Here is a 16,702-nt window from a genome sequence, read left to right as displayed (position 1 = left end):
CGGACCGGTGGCCACGGAGCGAGCTCCCGCCCCGGGCTACGCCGCGCGCTGGTTCAGGATGCCCGAGCGGCCGATGCGCTCGACGGCCTCGGCCAGCCGTGCCTCGCTCTGCACGAGAGCGATGCGCACATGCCCCTCCCCCATGGAGCCGAAACCACTGCCGGGCACCACGGTGACGGCGGCCTGCTCCAACAGCGCCATGGCGAAGGAGAGACTGGACTCGAAGCCGCGCGGCACGGGGGCCCAGCAGAACATGGTGGCCTTCGGCTTGGGGACGGCCCAGCCCAGCCGGTTGAGCCCATCCACCAGCACGTCCCGGCGGCGCTGGTAGGTGGCGGCCATGTCGTCCACGCACTGCCGGGGCCCGTTCAGCGCGGCGACGGCGGCGGCCTGGATGGGCCGGAAGAGGCCGTAGTCGAGGTGGGCCTTCACCTCCGCCAGCAGCCCGAGGAGCCGCGCGTTGCCCACGGCGTAGGCGATGCGGGCTCCCGCGAGGTTGTACGTCTTGGACAGGGAGTTGAACTCCAGGCCCACCTCCCTGGCGCCCGGCGTCTCCAGGAAGCTGGGAGGCCGGTAGCCATCGAAGGACAGCTCGCTGTAGGCGGCGTCATGCAGGATGACGGTGCCGTACTTGCGCGCGAAGGCGACCGCCTGCTCGAAGAAGCCGGGCCGGACGACGGCGGCCAACGGGTTGCTCGGGTAGTTGAGGATGAGCAGCTTCGCCCGCCGCTTCACGTCCTCGGGCAGGGCCTCCAGGTCCGGGAGGTACCCGCTCTCGGCCTTCAGGGGCACGGGGTAGAGCTCCGCTCCGGCCAGCACGGGCCCGGCGGTGTAGATGGGATAGCCGGGGTCGGGCACCAGCACGAGGTCTCCCGGATCGGTGACCGCCTGGGTGATGTGGGCCAGGCCCTCCTGGGAGCCGGTGAGCCCCAGCACCTCGGTATCCGGGTCGAGCGCCACGCCGAAGCGGCGCTGGTACCAACCGGCGACGGCCTCGCGGAAGGCGGGCAGGTCGCGCATCGGGTAGCCGTAGTTGCCCGGGTCGCGGATGGCCTGGGCCATGGCCTCGGTGATGTGCGGGGCGGGAGGGAGATCCGGGCTGCCGATGGACAGGTTGATGACGTCGGCACCGGTGGCGAGCTTGCGCTTGCGCGCCTCGTCCATGGTGGTGAAGACGGCGGCGGCGAGCTTCTGAAGGCGCTGGGGCTTGCTCATGGGCATGGGCGGCGCCCCCTCTATCACGCCCGGAGGCGGCGGGGGCTCCGCGCTCAACACCCGGCGGCGGAGCGATATGGCCCGCCCGCCACGTGAAATCGCCTGGCCCCGCCCCAGACAGCTGGGACGTGAGGCAGCCTGGCCGACTGCCCCGCGCCCTCACGCGTCGAACGGTGCCGGGTTACTTGAACTGCCAGACGCGGACGTAGTTGATCTCGTACGAGTTGCCCTCGCCGGTCGGAGTCGAGGCGTCAGGGGAACCGCTCGCGCTGCCGAACCACAGGTCCAGCAGGACGTACATCGGCCTGCTGTAGTAGCCGGCGGTATCCCAGTACTTCGGCCCGAGCTGCTGACCGTCGAAGTAGAAGGTGATGCCAGAGGGCTCCCACTTCACGGCGTACGTATGGAAGCCGGCGGACAGGTCGATGCCGTTCTGGTAGGGCGAGAAGTTGCGCAGCGTCGTCGAGTACGGCTTCTCGTGGTACGAGTAATCCGCGTTGGCCTTGTGCAGCGTGAGGCCGAAGTTGGTCGGGTGCAGGTTGCCATCGCCCCAGCCACTGTCGGGACCACCGCCCGGATAGGCTTCCATGATGTCGATCTCGGGGCGATCGTCGCCCGGGTGGGCGTACAGCCAGAACGCGGGCCAGACGCCCCGGCCGATCGGCAACTTCGCCTGCATCTCGAAGTAGCCATACGTCTGGGAGAACTTGCCATCGGTGTCGATGGTGCGGTCGACGAACCCGGCGGCCGGCCAGATCTTCAGCGAACCGTTGCTCACCTTGTAGTTGATGACCGGATCGGAGCTCTTGTACCAGATGTGGTCGTTCCACTTGCTGGTGGCGAAGCCGTTGTCGAACTCGTCGGAGAAGGTCAGCTGGTACGCGTTCGGGTCCTGCCCGAGGGGCCCGCCGGAGGGCTGCGAGGAGCCGCTGACGGTGAGGGTTCCGACGATGTAGCGGCGCTCGCCATCGGCGGTGACACCACTGCCCGGCGACAACAGGACGCGGTCATTCGGCGAGGACATGGGATAGAGGCCCACGCGGATCGTGTACGTCCCCGCGGCGAGGTTCGACGGGAGGGTCTTGTTGACGTTGTAGGCAATGGCGCCGCTCCACACGGAGGTGGCGACGGACGGCAGGTGGTCGGCGTTGAACGAGGAGTGCTGCACGCCGTTCTGGTCCACGAAGTGGACGAAGACGTAATAGTCGGCGGCCATCGGCACGGCGTTGAAGCGCATCGCCAGCGTCACGCTCTGCCCCGGCTGCGCGGACAGGCTCGGGTTGCCGAGCCGAAGCACCTGGGTGGTGGACGGCTGCTGGCCAACGGTGAGCGTTCCGACGGCGTAGCGGAATTGATCATCGACGGTGACGCCACTGCCCATCGTCAACGGCACGCGGGCCCACGGCGAGTGGTTCTGGTAGAGCCCGACCCGGATCGTATAGGTGCCCACTGGGAGCGACGCCGGAAGCGCCACGGTGCGGTTGTAGGCGACGGAGCCGCTCCATTTGGAGGTACCGACGGGCGGCAGGTGGTCGGCGTTGAGCTCGGAGCGGTGCACGCCGTTCTGGTCGATGAAGTGGACGAAGACGGAGTAGTCCTCGGCCAGCGGCACGGCGTTGAACCGCATCGCCAGCGTCACGCTCTGCCCTGGCTGCGCGGACAGGCTCGGAGAGCCGAGCTGAAGCACCGTCGACTGGGCGGCCCTCGCCTCCGGGCCCAGAGCCAGGAGCAAGAACGCGAGCAGCACCGCGGATACGGCATCGGGACGTAACCTGTGTGGCTTCATGCAACCTCCTTGGGGTAGAGGCGCCATGAAGCCAAAGAAATCACCGAATTACCAGTTTTACGGTGACTAATGGTCTTTCAGCTCCTGTCCAAACCACGCGGATGGTGCAGGAAGAGGGTGCGCATGGCCCGGAAGATGGCCCGGGCTCACGTGTCGGAGTCGTCCTTCTCTCGGGTGGGGAGGAGCAGGGTGAAGGTGGTGCCAACGCCCTGCTCGCTGCGCACCCTCATGTCTCCGCCCATCTTCTGGATGAGGGAGAGGCTGATGGACAGCCCGAGCCCGGAGCCCGAACCGGCCGCCTTCGTGGTGAAGAATGGATCGAAGATGCGCGGCAACACCTCGGGAGGAATCCCATGGCCCGTGTCCGAGATGTCGATCCGCACCCACTCCCCTTCCCTCGAGGTGCGGACCCCGAGGACATGCCGCCGTGACGCCTCGGGCCGCATGGCCTGGGCCGCGTTGACGACCAGGTTGAGGAAGACCTGGCTGAGCCGGCCCTCGCTGGCGAGCACCGGAGGCAGCGCCTCCTCGTACTCCTTGCGCACCTCCGCCGCGTGCTTCAGCGCGTTGTGCGCCATGCGCAACACGAAGTCGAGGCAGGCGTGCACATCCACGGGCGCCAGATCCTCGCCCGCGGTATGCGAGAAGAAGCGCATGTCGCGCACGATGTCCCGGATGCGCCGGCCCCCGTCCAGGCTCTCGGCGATGACGTCCTTCGCCTCGGCGAGCATCTCCGCCACCCGCGCAGGGAGCGCTCCCGGCGCCGCCAACTCCCGCTCCAACTCGTCCCGCCACTCCTGCAGGAAGGAGAGGTTGGAGAGCACGTAGGAGGTCGGGTTGTTGATCTCGTGGGCGATGCCCGCCGCCAGCGCGCCCATCGAGGCGAGCCGGTCGTTCTGAAGGGTCTGCTGCTCGAGCCGCCGCTTCTCGGTGAGATCGTGTCCGACGACGAGCAGGAGCCGGTCCGCGCCCGCCACCTGCAGCGAGGCGGAGATGTCGAAGGCCACACGCCCCCCCGAAACCGAGCGCAGTCCCTGCTCCGACAGGCGGACCGTGCCGCGCACGCGCAGATCCGACAGCGCACGGCCGAGGACCTCGCGCTCGTTCTCCGGGGCGAGCAGCTCGAAGAAGGTGCCGACGAGCTGCTCTCGCGAGAGCCCCAGCAGCCGCTCCGCCACCGGGTTGACCTCCTTCACGCGCCCCTTCTCGTCCAACAGGAAGACCGCGTCACCGGAGTACTCCATGAGCTGGCGGGTGCGCGCCTGGGCCTCGCACACCTGCGCCTCCAGGTGGGCGGCGTGCTGCTCGACAAGCCTCTTGGCTTCCTGGAGCACGGTCTCCTGGCGCCGGCGCTCGCTCAAGTCGATGTAGATGCCGAGCACGCCCCGCACCGTCCCATCCGGGTTCTTCAGCGGCACCTTGCTCGTCATCACCCAGGACTCCCGTCCGTCCGGGTTCCGGATGGTCTCCTCGAAGCCGAGAGCCGGGACGCCCGATTCGATCACCGCCCGGTCACCCCGGCGGAAGGCGTCGGCGTGCTCGCGCGTCAGGTAGGGCATCTCGAGGTCCGTCCTCCCGACGATCTCCTCCGGTGAAGCCACCCCCATGTCCCGGGCGAACTGGTGGTTGCAGCCCAGGAAGACGCTGTCGCAGTCCTTCCAGAACACCGAGTGGGGGATGTGCGCCAGGACGCTGGAGATCAGCGTCTGCTGATCCTGCATCTGGCGCTCCATGCGCTGGCGCTCGCGCATCTCCATCTGCAGGTACGAGTTGAGCGAGCGCATCCGCTCCTGGGCCTGCTCCAGCTCGGCGTTGCGCTGCTGTGCCTGCCGGAGCTGGGTGCGCAGGCGGATCTGCAGCTCGACCTGGCGCTTGAGCCCGAGCAGACCGCGGCGCTGGGCCTCGCTCAACGTCCGCGGACGCCGGTCGATGACGCAGAGGGTGCCGAGCGAATGGCCCTCCTCCGTCTGGATGGAAGCACCGGCGTAGAACCGGATGAACGGCTCGCCCTGGACCAGCGGGCTGAAGGCGAAGCGCTCATCGGCCCTCGCGTCCTCGACGAGCAAGACGCCCTCGCGCTCGATGGCATGGGTGCAGAAGGAGATGCCACGCTCCGTCTCAGTCACCCCGGACAGCCCGACGTTCGCCTTGAACCACTGGCGGTTCCGGTCCACCAGGCTGATGAGCGCGATGGGCGTGCCGCACAGCTCCGCGGCCAGCTGCACGATGTCATCGAAGTCGGGCTCGGGGGGTGTATCGAGAAGGCCGGAGCGCTCGAGCGCCAACAGCCGTTGCGCTTCATCTCTTTTCGGGGCGGGCGGTGGCATGGGCGTTTCGTGGGGGGCTCTGTTGCAGCATAGAAGGAAGCTCCCCCACAAATGGTTCGGCCATGAGCCACGCCTGCTTCCTCGCGCATGTAGGCATCAGCGCCCCAGGTGTGCAGTCTTCTTGGACAAAAGCCATTCTTATTACACTTCCAGCACACCAGCCACCCTGGCCCCCGCCTGGCCGCTCCTTCCACCCACCACCTGGGCCCTGGAGGAGCGGGTCGAAGCTCCGAATTCCGGCGGTGGAGCCGGGAAGAAATGGCGTGGACTTCGTTCCCCTGGTGAAGCCGGCGGCGAGAGGCCCGACGACGCGAAGCACGCCTCCCCGCTGTCCGACTCGTCACACCACACCGGAAGACCGGGGGGAGATTCACCATGAGCGCCATCGACACCAAGTACTCGCAGTTGGGCGGGAGCAGTGGCTTGCTGGGGGCACCGAAGACACCGGAGACGACCTGCCCGGATGGAGTGGGCCGCTTCCGCCACTACGCCTTCGGCTCCATCTACTGGAGCCCCGACAGCGGCGCCCATGAGATCCACGGCGCCATCCGCAACCGGTGGGCGCAGCTCGGCTGGGAGAAGGGCTTCCTCGGTTATCCGAAGACGGACGAGACGAAGACGCCGGATCAGATCGGCCGCTTCAACCACTTCCAGCACGGCTCCATCTACTGGAAGCCCACCCTCTCCGCCCACGAGGTCCACGGCCTCATCCGCTCCTACTGGGCGGAGCACGGCTGGGAGAAGAACCCGGACCTCGGCTACCCCATCTCCGATGAGCTGCCGGCCGCCGAGGGCTCCAAGAACCGCTACAGCGACTTCGAGAACGGCGTGCTGTACTGGCGCTACGGCGAGACCAAGGCCGTGGAGCTGAGCAAGATGGTCCTGGGCAACGCCAGCAAGACCGCGAGCGAGGTGCTGGAGGAGATCAAGAAGATCGCCGTCCCGCTGATGACGCAGAAGGTCGATGGGCACCAGCTCTACATCACCAGCGGCCCGACGCTCTGCGGGCCGGAGCCGCTGGGGAGCCCCATCAATCCGGCGGAGTACCTCAAGCCGGTCACCGACTACTCATTCAATGGCCAGCGCGTCATGAACCGGCTCTACAAGGTTCACACCGCGCTGGGCATCGAGGTGTCCGGCTCGGCGGACATCAGCGCCTCGCTCGAACTGCAGATCGAGGTCTTCTTCGACAAGAAGACCCGGACGGTCAACGCGGCGCCGCGCAAGTGGTGGATCTCCGTCCACGTGCCCTGGCCGACCTCGTGGGGGGTCTCCGCCGATGAGATCGTCGAGCAGTTCAAGAAGGTGGTCGGACCGGAGATCAACAAGGTCCACGAGATCGCCAAGGTGCCCGAGGGCATCAACATCCTGTCCGTCAAGACCATGCCCAATGGCGATCTGAACGTCTACATGGAGCCCCTGCTCTAAGCCGCCGCACCCGGGGGCGGGGCGACATGCCCCGCCCTGACGGTGAAGTCGCCGAAGCCCTCGCCGGGCTTCCTGTCGCGCGCATACGCGGCGAACAGCGGCTCCAGCGCCTCCAGGATGCCCGCCTCGTCGACGTTCTCGCGATACAGGCGGTTGAGGCGCTGGCCGCGCACGTCGCCCCCGAGGAAGAGGTTGTAGCGGCCGGGCCCCTTCCCCACGAGGGCGATCTCCGCGAGGTACGGCCGGGCGCAGCCATTGGGGCAGCCGGTGATGCGCAGGAGGATGTTCTCCTTCTCCAGCCCGTGGGCCGCGAGGCGCTCCTCCAGCAGCTCCACCACGCGCGGCAGGTAGCGCTCGGCCTCGGCCATGGCCAGGGCGCACGTCGGCAGGGCCACGCAGGCCAGCGCGTTCTTGCGCAGGGGGCTCGCGCGCTGGGTGCGCGTGATGCCATGCGTCTCGAGCAGGGCCTCGATGGCCGGACGGTCCGCCGGAGCCACACCCGCGATGATCAGGTTCTGGTTGGGCGTGAGCCGGAAGTCTCCCTTGTGCACCCGGGCGATCTCCCGCAGGCCCGTCAGCAGCCGCAGCTCCTCGCGGTCCGCCACACGGCCGCTCTCGACGAACAGCGTCAGGTTCCAGCGCCCGTCATGGCCCTGGAGCCAGCCGAAGCGGTCACCGTTGTGCTCGAAGACGACCGGGCGCGCGGGCTGCAAGGTGTAGCCGAGGCGCTTCTCCAACTCGGCGACGAACCAGGCGATGCCGCGATCCTCGATGGTGTACTTCAGGCGCGCGTGCTTGCGGTTGGTGCGGTCTCCGTAGTCACGCTGCACCTTCACCACGTTCTCCGCGACCTCGAGCAACTGCTCGGGGCGGATGAAGCCAATCACATCCGCGAGCCGGGGGAAGGTCGCGTTGTCACCGTGCGTGGCGCCCATGCCTCCGCCGACGGCGACGTTGAAGCCCACCAGCTCCCCGCCCTCCAGGATGGCGATGAAGCCCAGATCCTGCGAGAACACGTCCACGTCATTGAGGGGCGGGACCACGATGGCCACCTTGAACTTCCGGGGCAGGTAGGTGGCGCCGTAGATGGGCTCCTCCTCCTCGACGCCCGCGACCTTCTCCTCGTCCAGCCAGATCTCGTAGTAGGCGCGGGTCTTCGGACGCAGGTGCTCGGAGAGGCGGATGGACCACTGCTGCACCACCTCGTGGGCGCGCGAGTCCACGGGGTTGGGGTTGCACATCACGTTGCGGTTGACATCACCGCAAGCGGCGATGGTGTCGAGCAGCGTGGCGTTGATGCCCGCGATGGTGCGCTTCAGGTCGGTCTTGAGCACGCCGTGGAGCTGGAAGGCCTGGCGCGTGGTCAGCCGCAACGTCCCGTTGGCATGGGTGCGGGCGAGCTCGTCCAGGGCGAGCCACTGCTTCGGCGTGCACACGCCGCCGGGCAGGCGGGTGCGGATCATGAAGCTGTAGGCCGGCTCGAGCTTCTGCAACCGGCGCTCCTCGCGGATGTCGCGGTCGTCCTGCTGGTAGCTGCCGTGGAACTTGATCAGCTGGGTGTCGGCCGGGGCGATGGCGCCCGTGACCGGGTCGGCCAGACTCTCGACCAGGGTGCCCCGCAAGAGGCGGCTCCGCGCCTTGATGTGCTCCACCTCGCTCAGGGCCGGGGGCGACGGGTTCTTGCTCATGGTGTTCCTCACTCAGTAGACGTCGCGCAGGTAGCGGTGCTGCTCGCGCAGGGATTCGAGATACGCCTTCGCGTCCTCGCGGCTCTTGCCGCCGTGGGTCGCGATGACATCGATCAGGGCGTCGTGGACGTCCGGAGCCATGCGCTTCGCATCGCCGCAGACGTAGAGGTGGGCACCGCCCTCCAGCCAGGCGTGGAGCTCGCGGCCCTTCTCGCGCAGGCGCTGCTGCACGTAGACCTTCTGGCCCTGGTCTCGCGAGAAGGCGAGATCCAACCGGTGCAGGGAGCCCTTCTTGAAGGCCTCCTGCCACTCCGTCTGGTAGAGGAACTGGGTGCGGAAGTGCTGCTCGCCGAAGAAGAGCCAGTTGCGGCCGGCCGCCCCCGACTCCGCGCGCTCCTGCACGAAGGCGCGGAACGGAGCCACGCCCGTACCGGGGCCGATCATGATGACGTCACGGCTCGGGTCCTTGGGGAGGCGGAACCGTTCGTTGGCCTCGATGAAGACGTTCACCGTGTCCTGCTCGGCGGCGCGCGTCGCCAGGTATTGCGAGGCGGCGCCCACGTGGCGCGTCCCGAAGGCCTCGTAGTCCACCACGGCCAGCGTGAGGTGGACCTCCTCCCCTACCCGCTTCTGGCTGGAAGCGATCGAGTAGAGCCGGGGGGTCAGGCGGCGCAGCGCCCCCACCAGCTCCTCCGCCGTCCACGTCGCGGGCCAGGCGCGCAGCAGATCGATGACCTGATGGCTGGCCAGCAGCTCGCGCAGGGCCTCACCGCCCTCGGGCGTGAGCAGGCGCTGAAGCTCCGCGTTGCCAGAGCGAGTGGCGTGGCTCGCCAGGAACGGGCGGGCCAGGCGGGTGATCTCCAGCTCCTCCGTCAGCCACCGCTCGAGCGGCAGGGTGCGCCCCTCGCGCGACACCTCGGTGGCGCCCTTCAGCTTCAGCTCGGACAGCACCGCCGCGACGAGCTCCGGCGGATTCCGGGGCAACACGCCGAGCGCATCGCCCGGCTCATACGTCAGGCCAGAACCCACCAGCGACAGCTCCAGGTGGCGGACGTCCTTGAGGGCTCCGCGCCCGGTGATGCGCTGGTTGGCCAGCACCAGGGAGGGATAGGGATTCTCCCGGCTGAAGGTGGGCGTCACCGGCACGCTGCGCAGCGGGGTGACGGTCGCCAACGGGGCCCGGGGGGCGAGCTCCGTCCGTGCACGCTCCAGGGCCTCGCCCAACCAGGGCTCGGCCACCGGCTCGAAGTCCACGTCGCAGTCACCGCGCGCCAGCAGCCGCGATGCCCCGAGCTCGGCGAAGCGCTCGTCGAGGACGCGCCCGATCTCGCAGTACTTGGGGTAGCTCGAATCGCCCAGGGCCAGCACCGCGAACCGGAGCTGCTCGAGCCTGGGGGCGCGCTTGCCCACGATGAAGTCGAAGAAGCCGCGCGCGTCATCGGGAGGATCGCCGTCCCCCTGGGTGCTGATCACCACGTACAGGAGCCGCTCGTTCTTCAGCTCGCGCTGGGGGTACTCGCTGGCGCGGAAGGTGCGCACCGCGAGACCGGCGGCCTCGGCCCGCTGCTTGAGCCGCTCGGCGAGCAGCCGGCTGTTGCCCGTCTGGGTGCCGTAGATGATGGTGAGCGTGCCCTGGGGCGAGGCCTCCACGGCCGGCGCGGGCTGGGTGGAGGCACTCACGGGCACCTGCCGGACGGCGAGCCCGGCGAAGTACCCGCTCAGCCACGTGAGCGAGGTGGAGTCGAGGCCCTCGACCAGGCGCTGCAACAGCGCGCCCTTCTCCTCGCCGAGCGACGTGGCCAGGGTGGCGAGCGAGGGGATGTTCACGGGAGAAGTCACGGCGTCGTCTCCTGAGCGGCCAGGACCTGCTTCACCTGGTGCTCCAGCTCCTGGGAGGGCTCCAGCTCCAGCCAGGGAATGCCGGCGTCGCGGAGCTGCTCACGCAGTCCCAACCGGGCCTGCGGAACGGGGGTGTAGAGGATGGCGATCAGCCCGGCCTCGGCCAGCGAGAGGGCTGCCTCCGCGTCGCCACGGATGGTGGCCACGTGGCGGCCCAGGTCGAACAGCGCCCGCTCGAGCCGCAGCGCGCCCTCCTGGACGTCCGGGGTGCCCGCCAGCACGAGGACCGCACCGGACTGCCCGAGGCGCTCGCGCCGCTCCTGGGCGGAGATGAGGGAGCGGGACTCCCGCGTCCCGGCGCCGTCCGACGCCACGGGCCCGAGGATCATCCCCGCGGCGACCGTGTCGTTGGAGAGCGGGTCGACGAGGATGAAGGCGCCCGTCTTCCGGTTGTCCTGGTAGGGGTCGCACACCAGCGGGCGCTTGCAGACGAGGCGGACCTTGCCGATCTCGTTGAGCGACAGGGACTCGGCGGGGACCTCGGACAGGTCCTCCAGCTCCTTGCGCCAGAGCACCTGCTCGACGTGGGCCGGGACGTACTTCGAGGTGTGCTTCACCAGGTACCGGCGCGAGCCATCCAGGGGCTTCTCGCCGAACCACACCAGCATGGCCTCCAACTGCTGGAGCACCAGCGGGGACTGGCCGGCGTGCGCGATGAGATCTCCCCGGCTGACGTCCACCTCGTCGGTCAGACGCAGGGTGACGGAGGACGGCGCGCTGGCCTCCGGGAGGCTCCCCTCGAAGGTGTCGATGGACGCGATGCGCGTCCGCCGCTTGGAAGGATGGATCACCACCTCGTCGCCCACGCGCACCGTGCCGGAGGCGAGCTGCCCGGCGAAACCGCGGTAGTACAGGTCCGGCCGCAGCACGTACTGGACCGGGAAGCGGAAGGCGGCGCCGTCCTGCCGGCGCTGGTGCGGCAGGGACTCCAGCCACCCGAGGAGCGTCTCGCCGTCGTGCCACGGCGTGCGGGCGCTCGGCTGGGTGATGTTGTCCCCGGCGCGCGCGCTGATGGGGAAGAAGCGGACCTGCTCGAACCCGAGCGTGCGGGCGAACGCACCGAACTCCGTCGCGAGCCGGTCGAAGACGGCGCGGTCGAAGTCCATCAGGTCCATCTTGTTGATGGCCACCGCGAGGTACGGAATGCGCAGCAGCGAGGCGATGTACGCATGGCGCCGCGTCTGCGGGAGGATGCCCAGGCGCGCGTCCACCAGGATGACCCCGGCGTCGGCCGTGGAGGCCCCGGTGGCCATGTTGCGCGTGTACTGGAGATGTCCCGGCGTGTCGGCGACGATCACCTTGCGCCGGCGCGTGGAGAAGTAGCGGTACGCCACGTCGATGGTGATGCCCTGCTCGCGCTCGGCCCGGAGCCCGTCGGTGAAGAGCGAGAAGTCGATCTCCTCGCCCGCGCTGGCGCGCTTCACCGCGGCCACCTGGTCCTCGAACAGGCCATTGCACTCGTAGAGGAGCCGGCCGATCAGCGTGGACTTGCCATCGTCCACCGAGCCCACCACCGCCAGACGCAGCAGCTCCTTCTCGGAGTGATCGGCGAGGAACCGCTGAACCTCTTGATTGCTGTCCTGCAACTGCTCCGCGGCGGTCATTAGAAGTACCCCTCGCGCTTCTTCAGCTCCATCGAGCCTTCTTCGTCGTGATCAATGAGGCGGCCCTGGCGCTCGGACACGCGGGCCTCCATCATCTCGGAGATGACGCCCTCGACCGTGGTGGCCGAGGACTCCACGGCGCCACTGAGCGGGTAGCAGCCCAGCGTGCGGAAGCGCACCCGCTTCTGCACGGGACGCTCGCCGGGACGCAGCCGCATCCGCTCGTCGTCGACCATGATCCACATGCCGTTGCGGTTCACCACCGGGCGCTCGGCGGCGAAGTACAGCGGGACGACGGGGATGCGCTCCTTGAGGACGTAGTGCCACACGTCCAGCTCCGTCCAGTTGGAGAGCGGGAAGACGCGCATGCTCTCGCCCGCGTCGATGCGGCCGTTGTAGAGGTTCCACAGCTCGGGGCGCTGGCGCCGCGGCTCCCACTGTCCGTGACGGTCGCGGAAGGAATAGACGCGCTCCTTGGCGCGGGACTTCTCCTCGTCGCGCCGGGCCCCGCCGAAGGCCGCGTCGAAGCCGTGCTCCGCGAGCGCCTCGAGCAGCGACTGCGTCTTCATGGCGTGGGTGTACTTCTGGCTGCCATGGTCGAAGGGGTTGATGCCCTCGGCGAGCGCCTTCTTGTTCTGGTGCACGATCAGCTTCAGCCCGTGCCTCGCCGTGAACTGGTCGCGGAACGTGTACATGTCCCGGAACTTCCAGGTGGTGTCCACGTGCAGCAACGGGAACGGCAGGGGCGCCGGGTGGAACGCCTTCCGGGCCAGGTGCAGCAGCACCTGCGAGTCCTTGCCGATGCTGTAGAGCATCACCGGGTTGGCGAACTCGGCGGCCGTCTCCCGGATGATGTGGATGCTCTCGGCCTCCAGCACCGCGAGGTGCGAGAGACGCGAGGACAGGGTGTCACTCATGGCCAGCCTCCGCCTTCAGGAATTGCGCGTACTCGGACATCACGGGCTCGGACCGGGTCAGCGAGGGGAGCTGGGAGCGCAGCGAGACGACCTCGCCCACCACCAGCAGGGCCGGAGAGCCGACGGCGGCCTCACGGGCGCGCGAGGCGATGCCCGCCAGGGGCGCCTCGATGACCCGCTGGTGCTCCCAGGTGCCCGCCTCGACGATGGCGGCCGGGGTGCTCGGCGAGCGTCCCGCCGCGATGAGCGCCAGCGTCGCCTCCTCCAACCGGCTGCCCGCCATGAACAGCACGAGCGTCTCCGCCCCGGCCAGGTGCGCCCAGTCCGGCGCCTTCCCGGCCCGGTGCCCGGTGGCGAACGTCACCGAGCCCGACACGCCCCGGTGGGTGACCGGAATGCCCGCCGCCGCCGGAGCCGCCACGCCGCTGGAGACTCCCGGCACCACCTCGTAGGGGATGCCCGCCGCCTCCAGCGCGAGGGCCTCCTCGGCGCCGCGGCCGAAGACGAACGGATCTCCGCCCTTGAGCCGCACCACCCTGCGCCCGAGCTTCGCCTGGGAGATGAGCAGCGCGTTGATCTCCTCCTGCGCCACCGACTCTCCCCCACCCTCCTTGCCCACGAACAGGAGCCGGGCGCGAGGCCGCGCGTACTTCAGCACCTCGGAATGGACGAGGCGGTCATGGACCACCGCATCCGCGGTTTCGAGCAACTGGACCGCCCGGAGGGTGAGCAGGCCGGGATCTCCGGGCCCCGCTCCCACCAGATAGACCTTGCCGTTGCCGTGCTTGCTCATGTCGTCTCTCCAAAAGTCTCGAGCGCGGCGCGTACCCGGACCCAGGCGGCCTTGCGCTGACCGCGCGTCAGCAGCTCCCCGGCCTCGCCCTCCACCAGCTGCTTCAGCAGCCGCATCCGCCCGGCACCGCACGGCAGGCGCTTGCGCAGCCACCCACTCAGCCGCGCGAGCTGCACATGGCCGGGCCCCACCTGCTCCATGAACCGCCGCCGCAGCTGCCGGGCCAGCGAGGGGGACTGCCCGGAGGTGGAGACCGCCACGACGATGGGACCGCGCCTGCCCACCGAGGGCAGCGTGAAGTCACACAGCTCGGGGATGTCCGCCGCGTTCACCCAGACCCCGAGGTCCCGCGCCTCCGCGGCCACGGCCTCGCTCACCTGCCGGTCATCCGTGGCCACGAACACGAGCTGCTGCCCGTGCACGTCGCCCGACACATAGGCGCGCTCCAGCAGCTCCAGGCGGCCCTCGTCCGCGAGCCGGCGGAGGGCCGGGCTGACACGAGGCGCCACCACCCGCAGCCGCGCGCCCGCGTCCACCAACTGCTGGCCCCGCTCGTCCGCGATGTTGCCCGCCCCGACCAGGAGGACCCGCTTGCCCTGAAGGCGGAGGCAGACGGGGAAGTCCACATGCGTGCTCATGACGAAACCTCGAGGCCCGGACTAGCGGCGGACATGCAACCCGCACTCGCGGTTCTCGGGGGACTCCCACCACCAGCGGCCGGCGCGCTCGTCCTCGTAGGGCCGCACCGCGCGAGTGCAGGGGGCGCACCCGATGGACGGATAGCCCCGATCGTGCAGCGCGTTGTAGGGCACGCCGTGTGTCTTCACGTACTCCCACACCTCACGGGAGGTCCAACGCGTCAGGGGGCTCACCTTGACGAGCCCGTGCGTGGCATCCAGCTCCACGCTCTCCACCGAGGTGCGGGTCACCGACTGCTCCCGGCGCAGCCCCGTCACCCAGGCCTCACGCCCGGCGAGCGCGCGCCGCAGCGGCTCCACCTTGCGGATGCCGCAGCACTCCTTGCGCTCCTCGATGCTCTGCTTGAAGGAGAAGTACCCCTTGGTGGACTCCAGCGCCTCCACGCGCTCGCGCGCCGGGAAGAACGTCTCGATCTCCACCCCGTAGCGGCGGCGCACCACGTCCATCACCTCGTACGTCTCCGGAGGCAGCCGGCCGGTATCCAGCGTGAACAGGCGCACGCTCGGAGCGTGCGTGCGGGCCAGATCGATGAGGACCATGTCCTCCACGCCAAAGCTGGAGGCGATGGCCGCGCGCGCGCCGAACCGCCGCTCGACCCAGGCCAGCACCACCTCGGCGGGTGCGTCGCGCAGCTCCTCCGACGCGGTACGCAACTCTTCCGGAGAGACACCGTGGGATGACTGGAGGGTGGAGGACATGGCCGGGTCCGGGGCGAAGAAGGCAAAAAGGAACCGGACGCCTCTCGCGAGGACGCGCCGGGACGAAGGGATTTGAAAGACAAGCGGCCCGTCTCCTCTTCCGAGGGCGGGCCGCGAGTCAGGGACAGCTCAAGAAGTCACTGGCTCCTCGAGAACTCGGCACCCGCTGACTGGCTGCCGGTACACATCCGACAGCAGCGACACTTTGTGGGTGCGGTGACTGTCGAAAGGTGGAGCGTCATCGTGGTTCCTTAGTAACGCTGGTGGGCGTCATCCGTCAAGATGGACATTACGCCAATATGGCGGATGCCACCCGGGGAGAGCCCGCCGGGGTGACCTTCGCGGTTCTTTGACACTGGGGCGCGGGCTGAATAGAAGCCTCGGCGTCAACCCACTCCAGAGGTCATATGATTCAAGCTGTCACCCACGTCACCGTATACGTGAAGGACGACGACGAGGCGCTCGCCTTCTTCACGGGCAAGCTCGGCTTCAAGAAGCAGTCGGACAGCCCGATGGGCCCGGAAGGGCCTCGCTGGATCACCGTCTCGCCTGTCGGCCAGCCGGACTTCGAGCTCACCCTCCTCAATCCCTCCACCTGGTTCAAGGGTGAGGAGGCCAGGACGGCGTCGGAGCAGATCGGCCGTCAGGCGATGATCGTCCTGGCCAGCGACGACATCGAGGCCGACCACCGCGCCCTCACCGCCGCGGGCGTCACCGTGGAAGGACCGGTCCGCGATCTGCCCTGGGGCCGCGACCTGATCTTCAAGGATCTCCACGGCAACCGTTACAACCTGGTGCAGTCGAAATAGGGCATATAAAGGAGTCGTGCCCACCCTGACGACCCTCACCATCTATCCCTTGAAGTCGTGCGCGGGTCTGCCGCTGACCCGCGCCACCGTGGAGCCGCTCGGAATCCAGCATGACCGCCGGTGGATGGCGGTCCGCCCGGATGGCTCCTTCATCACCGGGCGGGAGTTTCCCGCGCTCGTGCGCCTGCGCGCAGTCCCCGGGCCAGCGGGGCTCCAGCTGTCTGCGCCGGGCATGCCCGAGCTCCAGGTCCCCCTGCCCCCAGCCGATGCGCCCCGCCTCGACGTCACCGTGTGGGACGACACCTGCTCCGCCGCCCGCGTGTCCCCCGAGGCGGACCGCTGGCTCTCCGAGTACATCGGACAGCCCCTGGTGCTCGTGCACGTGGACGCGCGGATGGACCGCCCGGTGGATCCGGAGTACGCGGCCCCGGAGGATCGCGTCGGCTTCGCGGATGCCTTTCCCCTGCTGCTCATCTCCCAGGCCTCGCTGGACGACCTCAACCAGCGCCTGGAGCACCCCATCCCGATGGCCCGCTTCCGTCCCAACCTCGTGGTGGAGGGCTGCGGCGCCTTCGCCGAGGACGGCTGGAAGCGGCTGCGCATCGGCACCGTGGAGCTGGCCGTGGTGAAGCCCTGCGACCGCTGCGTCTTCACCACCATAGATCCGGAGACGGCCCGGGCCGATCCCCAGCAGGAGCCGCTGCGCACGCTCGCCACCTACCGGCGCGTGGGCCCGAAGAACAAGGTGATGTTCGGCCAGAACGTCATCGTGCGGCGCCCCGGCGTCATCAGCGTGGGCGACGCGGTGGAGATCCTGGAGTAGACCGGGCGGAGGGGAA

At 69.0% G+C, this 16,702-nt stretch carries 13 protein-coding genes; 3 read left to right on the top strand and 10 right to left on the bottom strand.

Features of this window, described 5'->3' with window-relative positions; all coding sequences use genetic code 11:
- Nucleotides 1–36 precede the first annotated feature (36 nt).
- From NR810_RS36050 to NR810_RS36040, 3 genes are all read right to left on the bottom strand, one after another.
- Entirely contained in the window at nucleotides 37–1,215 is a 1,179-nt protein-coding gene (locus NR810_RS36050; protein ID WP_257459170.1) for an aminotransferase class I/II-fold pyridoxal phosphate-dependent enzyme, read from the bottom strand.
- A gap of 181 nt (nucleotides 1,216–1,396) precedes the next feature.
- A complete protein-coding gene (locus tag NR810_RS36045) occupies nucleotides 1,397–3,001 on the bottom strand; it encodes a family 16 glycosylhydrolase (protein ID WP_257459169.1) in 1,605 nt (534 codons plus the stop codon).
- 146 nt (nucleotides 3,002–3,147) lie between these two features.
- Nucleotides 3,148–5,328: an ATP-binding protein gene (locus NR810_RS36040; RefSeq protein ID WP_257459168.1), complete on the bottom strand. Its 2,181-nt coding sequence runs from the start codon at nucleotides 5,326–5,328 to the stop codon at nucleotides 3,148–3,150.
- Nucleotides 5,329–5,703: 375 nt separating this feature from the next.
- Here NR810_RS36040 and NR810_RS36035 point away from each other — a divergent pair, with 375 nt between their 5' ends.
- Nucleotides 5,704–6,756, top strand: a complete 1,053-nt coding sequence (locus NR810_RS36035) for an LGFP repeat-containing protein (RefSeq protein ID WP_257459167.1) — start codon at nucleotides 5,704–5,706, stop codon at nucleotides 6,754–6,756.
- Here the strand turns inward: NR810_RS36035 and cysI are convergent.
- The 7 genes from cysI to NR810_RS36000 are packed head-to-tail and all read right to left on the bottom strand — an operon-like array spanning nucleotide 6,753 to nucleotide 15,054.
- Nucleotides 6,753–8,444: an assimilatory sulfite reductase (NADPH) hemoprotein subunit gene (gene cysI / locus NR810_RS36030; RefSeq protein ID WP_257459166.1), complete on the bottom strand. Its 1,692-nt coding sequence runs from the start codon at nucleotides 8,442–8,444 to the stop codon at nucleotides 6,753–6,755. The two genes, NR810_RS36035 and cysI, sit on opposite strands and share 4 nt — an antisense overlap.
- A gap of 12 nt (nucleotides 8,445–8,456) precedes the next feature.
- A complete protein-coding gene (locus NR810_RS36025) occupies nucleotides 8,457–10,283 on the bottom strand; it encodes an assimilatory sulfite reductase (NADPH) flavoprotein subunit (protein ID WP_257459165.1) in 1,827 nt (608 codons plus the stop codon).
- Nucleotides 10,280–11,947, bottom strand: coding sequence for a sulfate adenylyltransferase subunit 1 (locus NR810_RS36020; RefSeq protein ID WP_257459164.1), 1,668 nt, complete (start codon nucleotides 11,945–11,947; stop codon nucleotides 10,280–10,282). The genes NR810_RS36025 and NR810_RS36020 overlap by 4 nt, the downstream gene beginning before the upstream one ends.
- Nucleotides 11,947–12,864: a sulfate adenylyltransferase subunit CysD gene (gene cysD, locus NR810_RS36015; protein ID WP_257459163.1), complete on the bottom strand. Its 918-nt coding sequence runs from the start codon at nucleotides 12,862–12,864 to the stop codon at nucleotides 11,947–11,949. The genes NR810_RS36020 and cysD overlap by 1 nt, the downstream gene beginning before the upstream one ends.
- A complete protein-coding gene (gene cobA, locus NR810_RS36010) occupies nucleotides 12,857–13,657 on the bottom strand; it encodes a uroporphyrinogen-III C-methyltransferase (protein WP_257459162.1) in 801 nt (266 codons plus the stop codon). Before cobA ends, cysD begins: the two co-directional genes overlap by 8 nt.
- On the bottom strand, nucleotides 13,654–14,295 hold the full coding sequence (locus NR810_RS36005) for a precorrin-2 dehydrogenase/sirohydrochlorin ferrochelatase family protein (RefSeq protein ID WP_257459161.1): 642 nt from the start codon (nucleotides 14,293–14,295) through the stop codon (nucleotides 13,654–13,656). Before NR810_RS36005 ends, cobA begins: the two co-directional genes overlap by 4 nt.
- A gap of 21 nt (nucleotides 14,296–14,316) precedes the next feature.
- On the bottom strand, nucleotides 14,317–15,054 hold the full coding sequence (locus tag NR810_RS36000; RefSeq protein WP_257459159.1) for a phosphoadenylyl-sulfate reductase: 738 nt from the start codon (nucleotides 15,052–15,054) through the stop codon (nucleotides 14,317–14,319).
- A 407-nt stretch (nucleotides 15,055–15,461) separates the two neighbouring features.
- Between NR810_RS36000 and NR810_RS35995 the strand changes: the two genes are divergently transcribed.
- Together NR810_RS35995 and NR810_RS35990 are read left to right on the top strand one after the other, a co-directional pair.
- Entirely contained in the window at nucleotides 15,462–15,863 is a 402-nt protein-coding gene (locus tag NR810_RS35995; RefSeq protein ID WP_257459157.1) for a VOC family protein, read from the top strand.
- 16 nt (nucleotides 15,864–15,879) lie between these two features.
- Nucleotides 15,880–16,686, top strand: a complete 807-nt coding sequence (locus NR810_RS35990; RefSeq protein WP_257459154.1) for an MOSC domain-containing protein — start codon at nucleotides 15,880–15,882, stop codon at nucleotides 16,684–16,686.
- The last annotated feature ends 16 nt before the right edge of the window (nucleotides 16,687–16,702 follow it).

Source organism: Archangium lipolyticum, assembly GCF_024623785.1.
Lineage (GTDB): Bacteria > Myxococcota > Myxococcia > Myxococcales > Myxococcaceae > Archangium > Archangium lipolyticum.
Note: the sequence above shows the minus strand (reverse complement) of the source record. Positions and strands in the feature narration are given on the sequence as shown.

What these genes read in the sequence shown, in the direction of transcription:
- NR810_RS36050 (WP_257459170.1), bottom strand. Translation starts at nt 1,215, where the DNA reads ATGAGCAAGCCCCAGCGCCTTCAGAAGCTCGCCGCCGCCGTCTTCACC.
- NR810_RS36045 (WP_257459169.1), bottom strand. Translation starts at nt 3,001, where the DNA reads ATGAAGCCACACAGGTTACGTCCCGATGCCGTATCCGCGGTGCTGCTC.
- NR810_RS36040 (WP_257459168.1), bottom strand. Translation starts at nt 5,328, where the DNA reads ATGCCACCGCCCGCCCCGAAAAGAGATGAAGCGCAACGGCTGTTGGCG.
- NR810_RS36035 (WP_257459167.1), top strand. Translation starts at nt 5,704, where the DNA reads ATGAGCGCCATCGACACCAAGTACTCGCAGTTGGGCGGGAGCAGTGGC.
- cysI (WP_257459166.1), bottom strand. Translation starts at nt 8,444, where the DNA reads ATGAGCAAGAACCCGTCGCCCCCGGCCCTGAGCGAGGTGGAGCACATC.
- NR810_RS36020 (WP_257459164.1), bottom strand. Translation starts at nt 11,947, where the DNA reads ATGACCGCCGCGGAGCAGTTGCAGGACAGCAATCAAGAGGTTCAGCGG.
- cysD (WP_257459163.1), bottom strand. Translation starts at nt 12,864, where the DNA reads ATGAGTGACACCCTGTCCTCGCGTCTCTCGCACCTCGCGGTGCTGGAG.
- cobA (WP_257459162.1), bottom strand. Translation starts at nt 13,657, where the DNA reads ATGAGCAAGCACGGCAACGGCAAGGTCTATCTGGTGGGAGCGGGGCCC.
- NR810_RS36005 (WP_257459161.1), bottom strand. Translation starts at nt 14,295, where the DNA reads ATGAGCACGCATGTGGACTTCCCCGTCTGCCTCCGCCTTCAGGGCAAG.
- NR810_RS36000 (WP_257459159.1), bottom strand. Translation starts at nt 15,054, where the DNA reads ATGTCCTCCACCCTCCAGTCATCCCACGGTGTCTCTCCGGAAGAGTTG.
- NR810_RS35995 (WP_257459157.1), top strand. Translation starts at nt 15,462, where the DNA reads ATGATTCAAGCTGTCACCCACGTCACCGTATACGTGAAGGACGACGAC.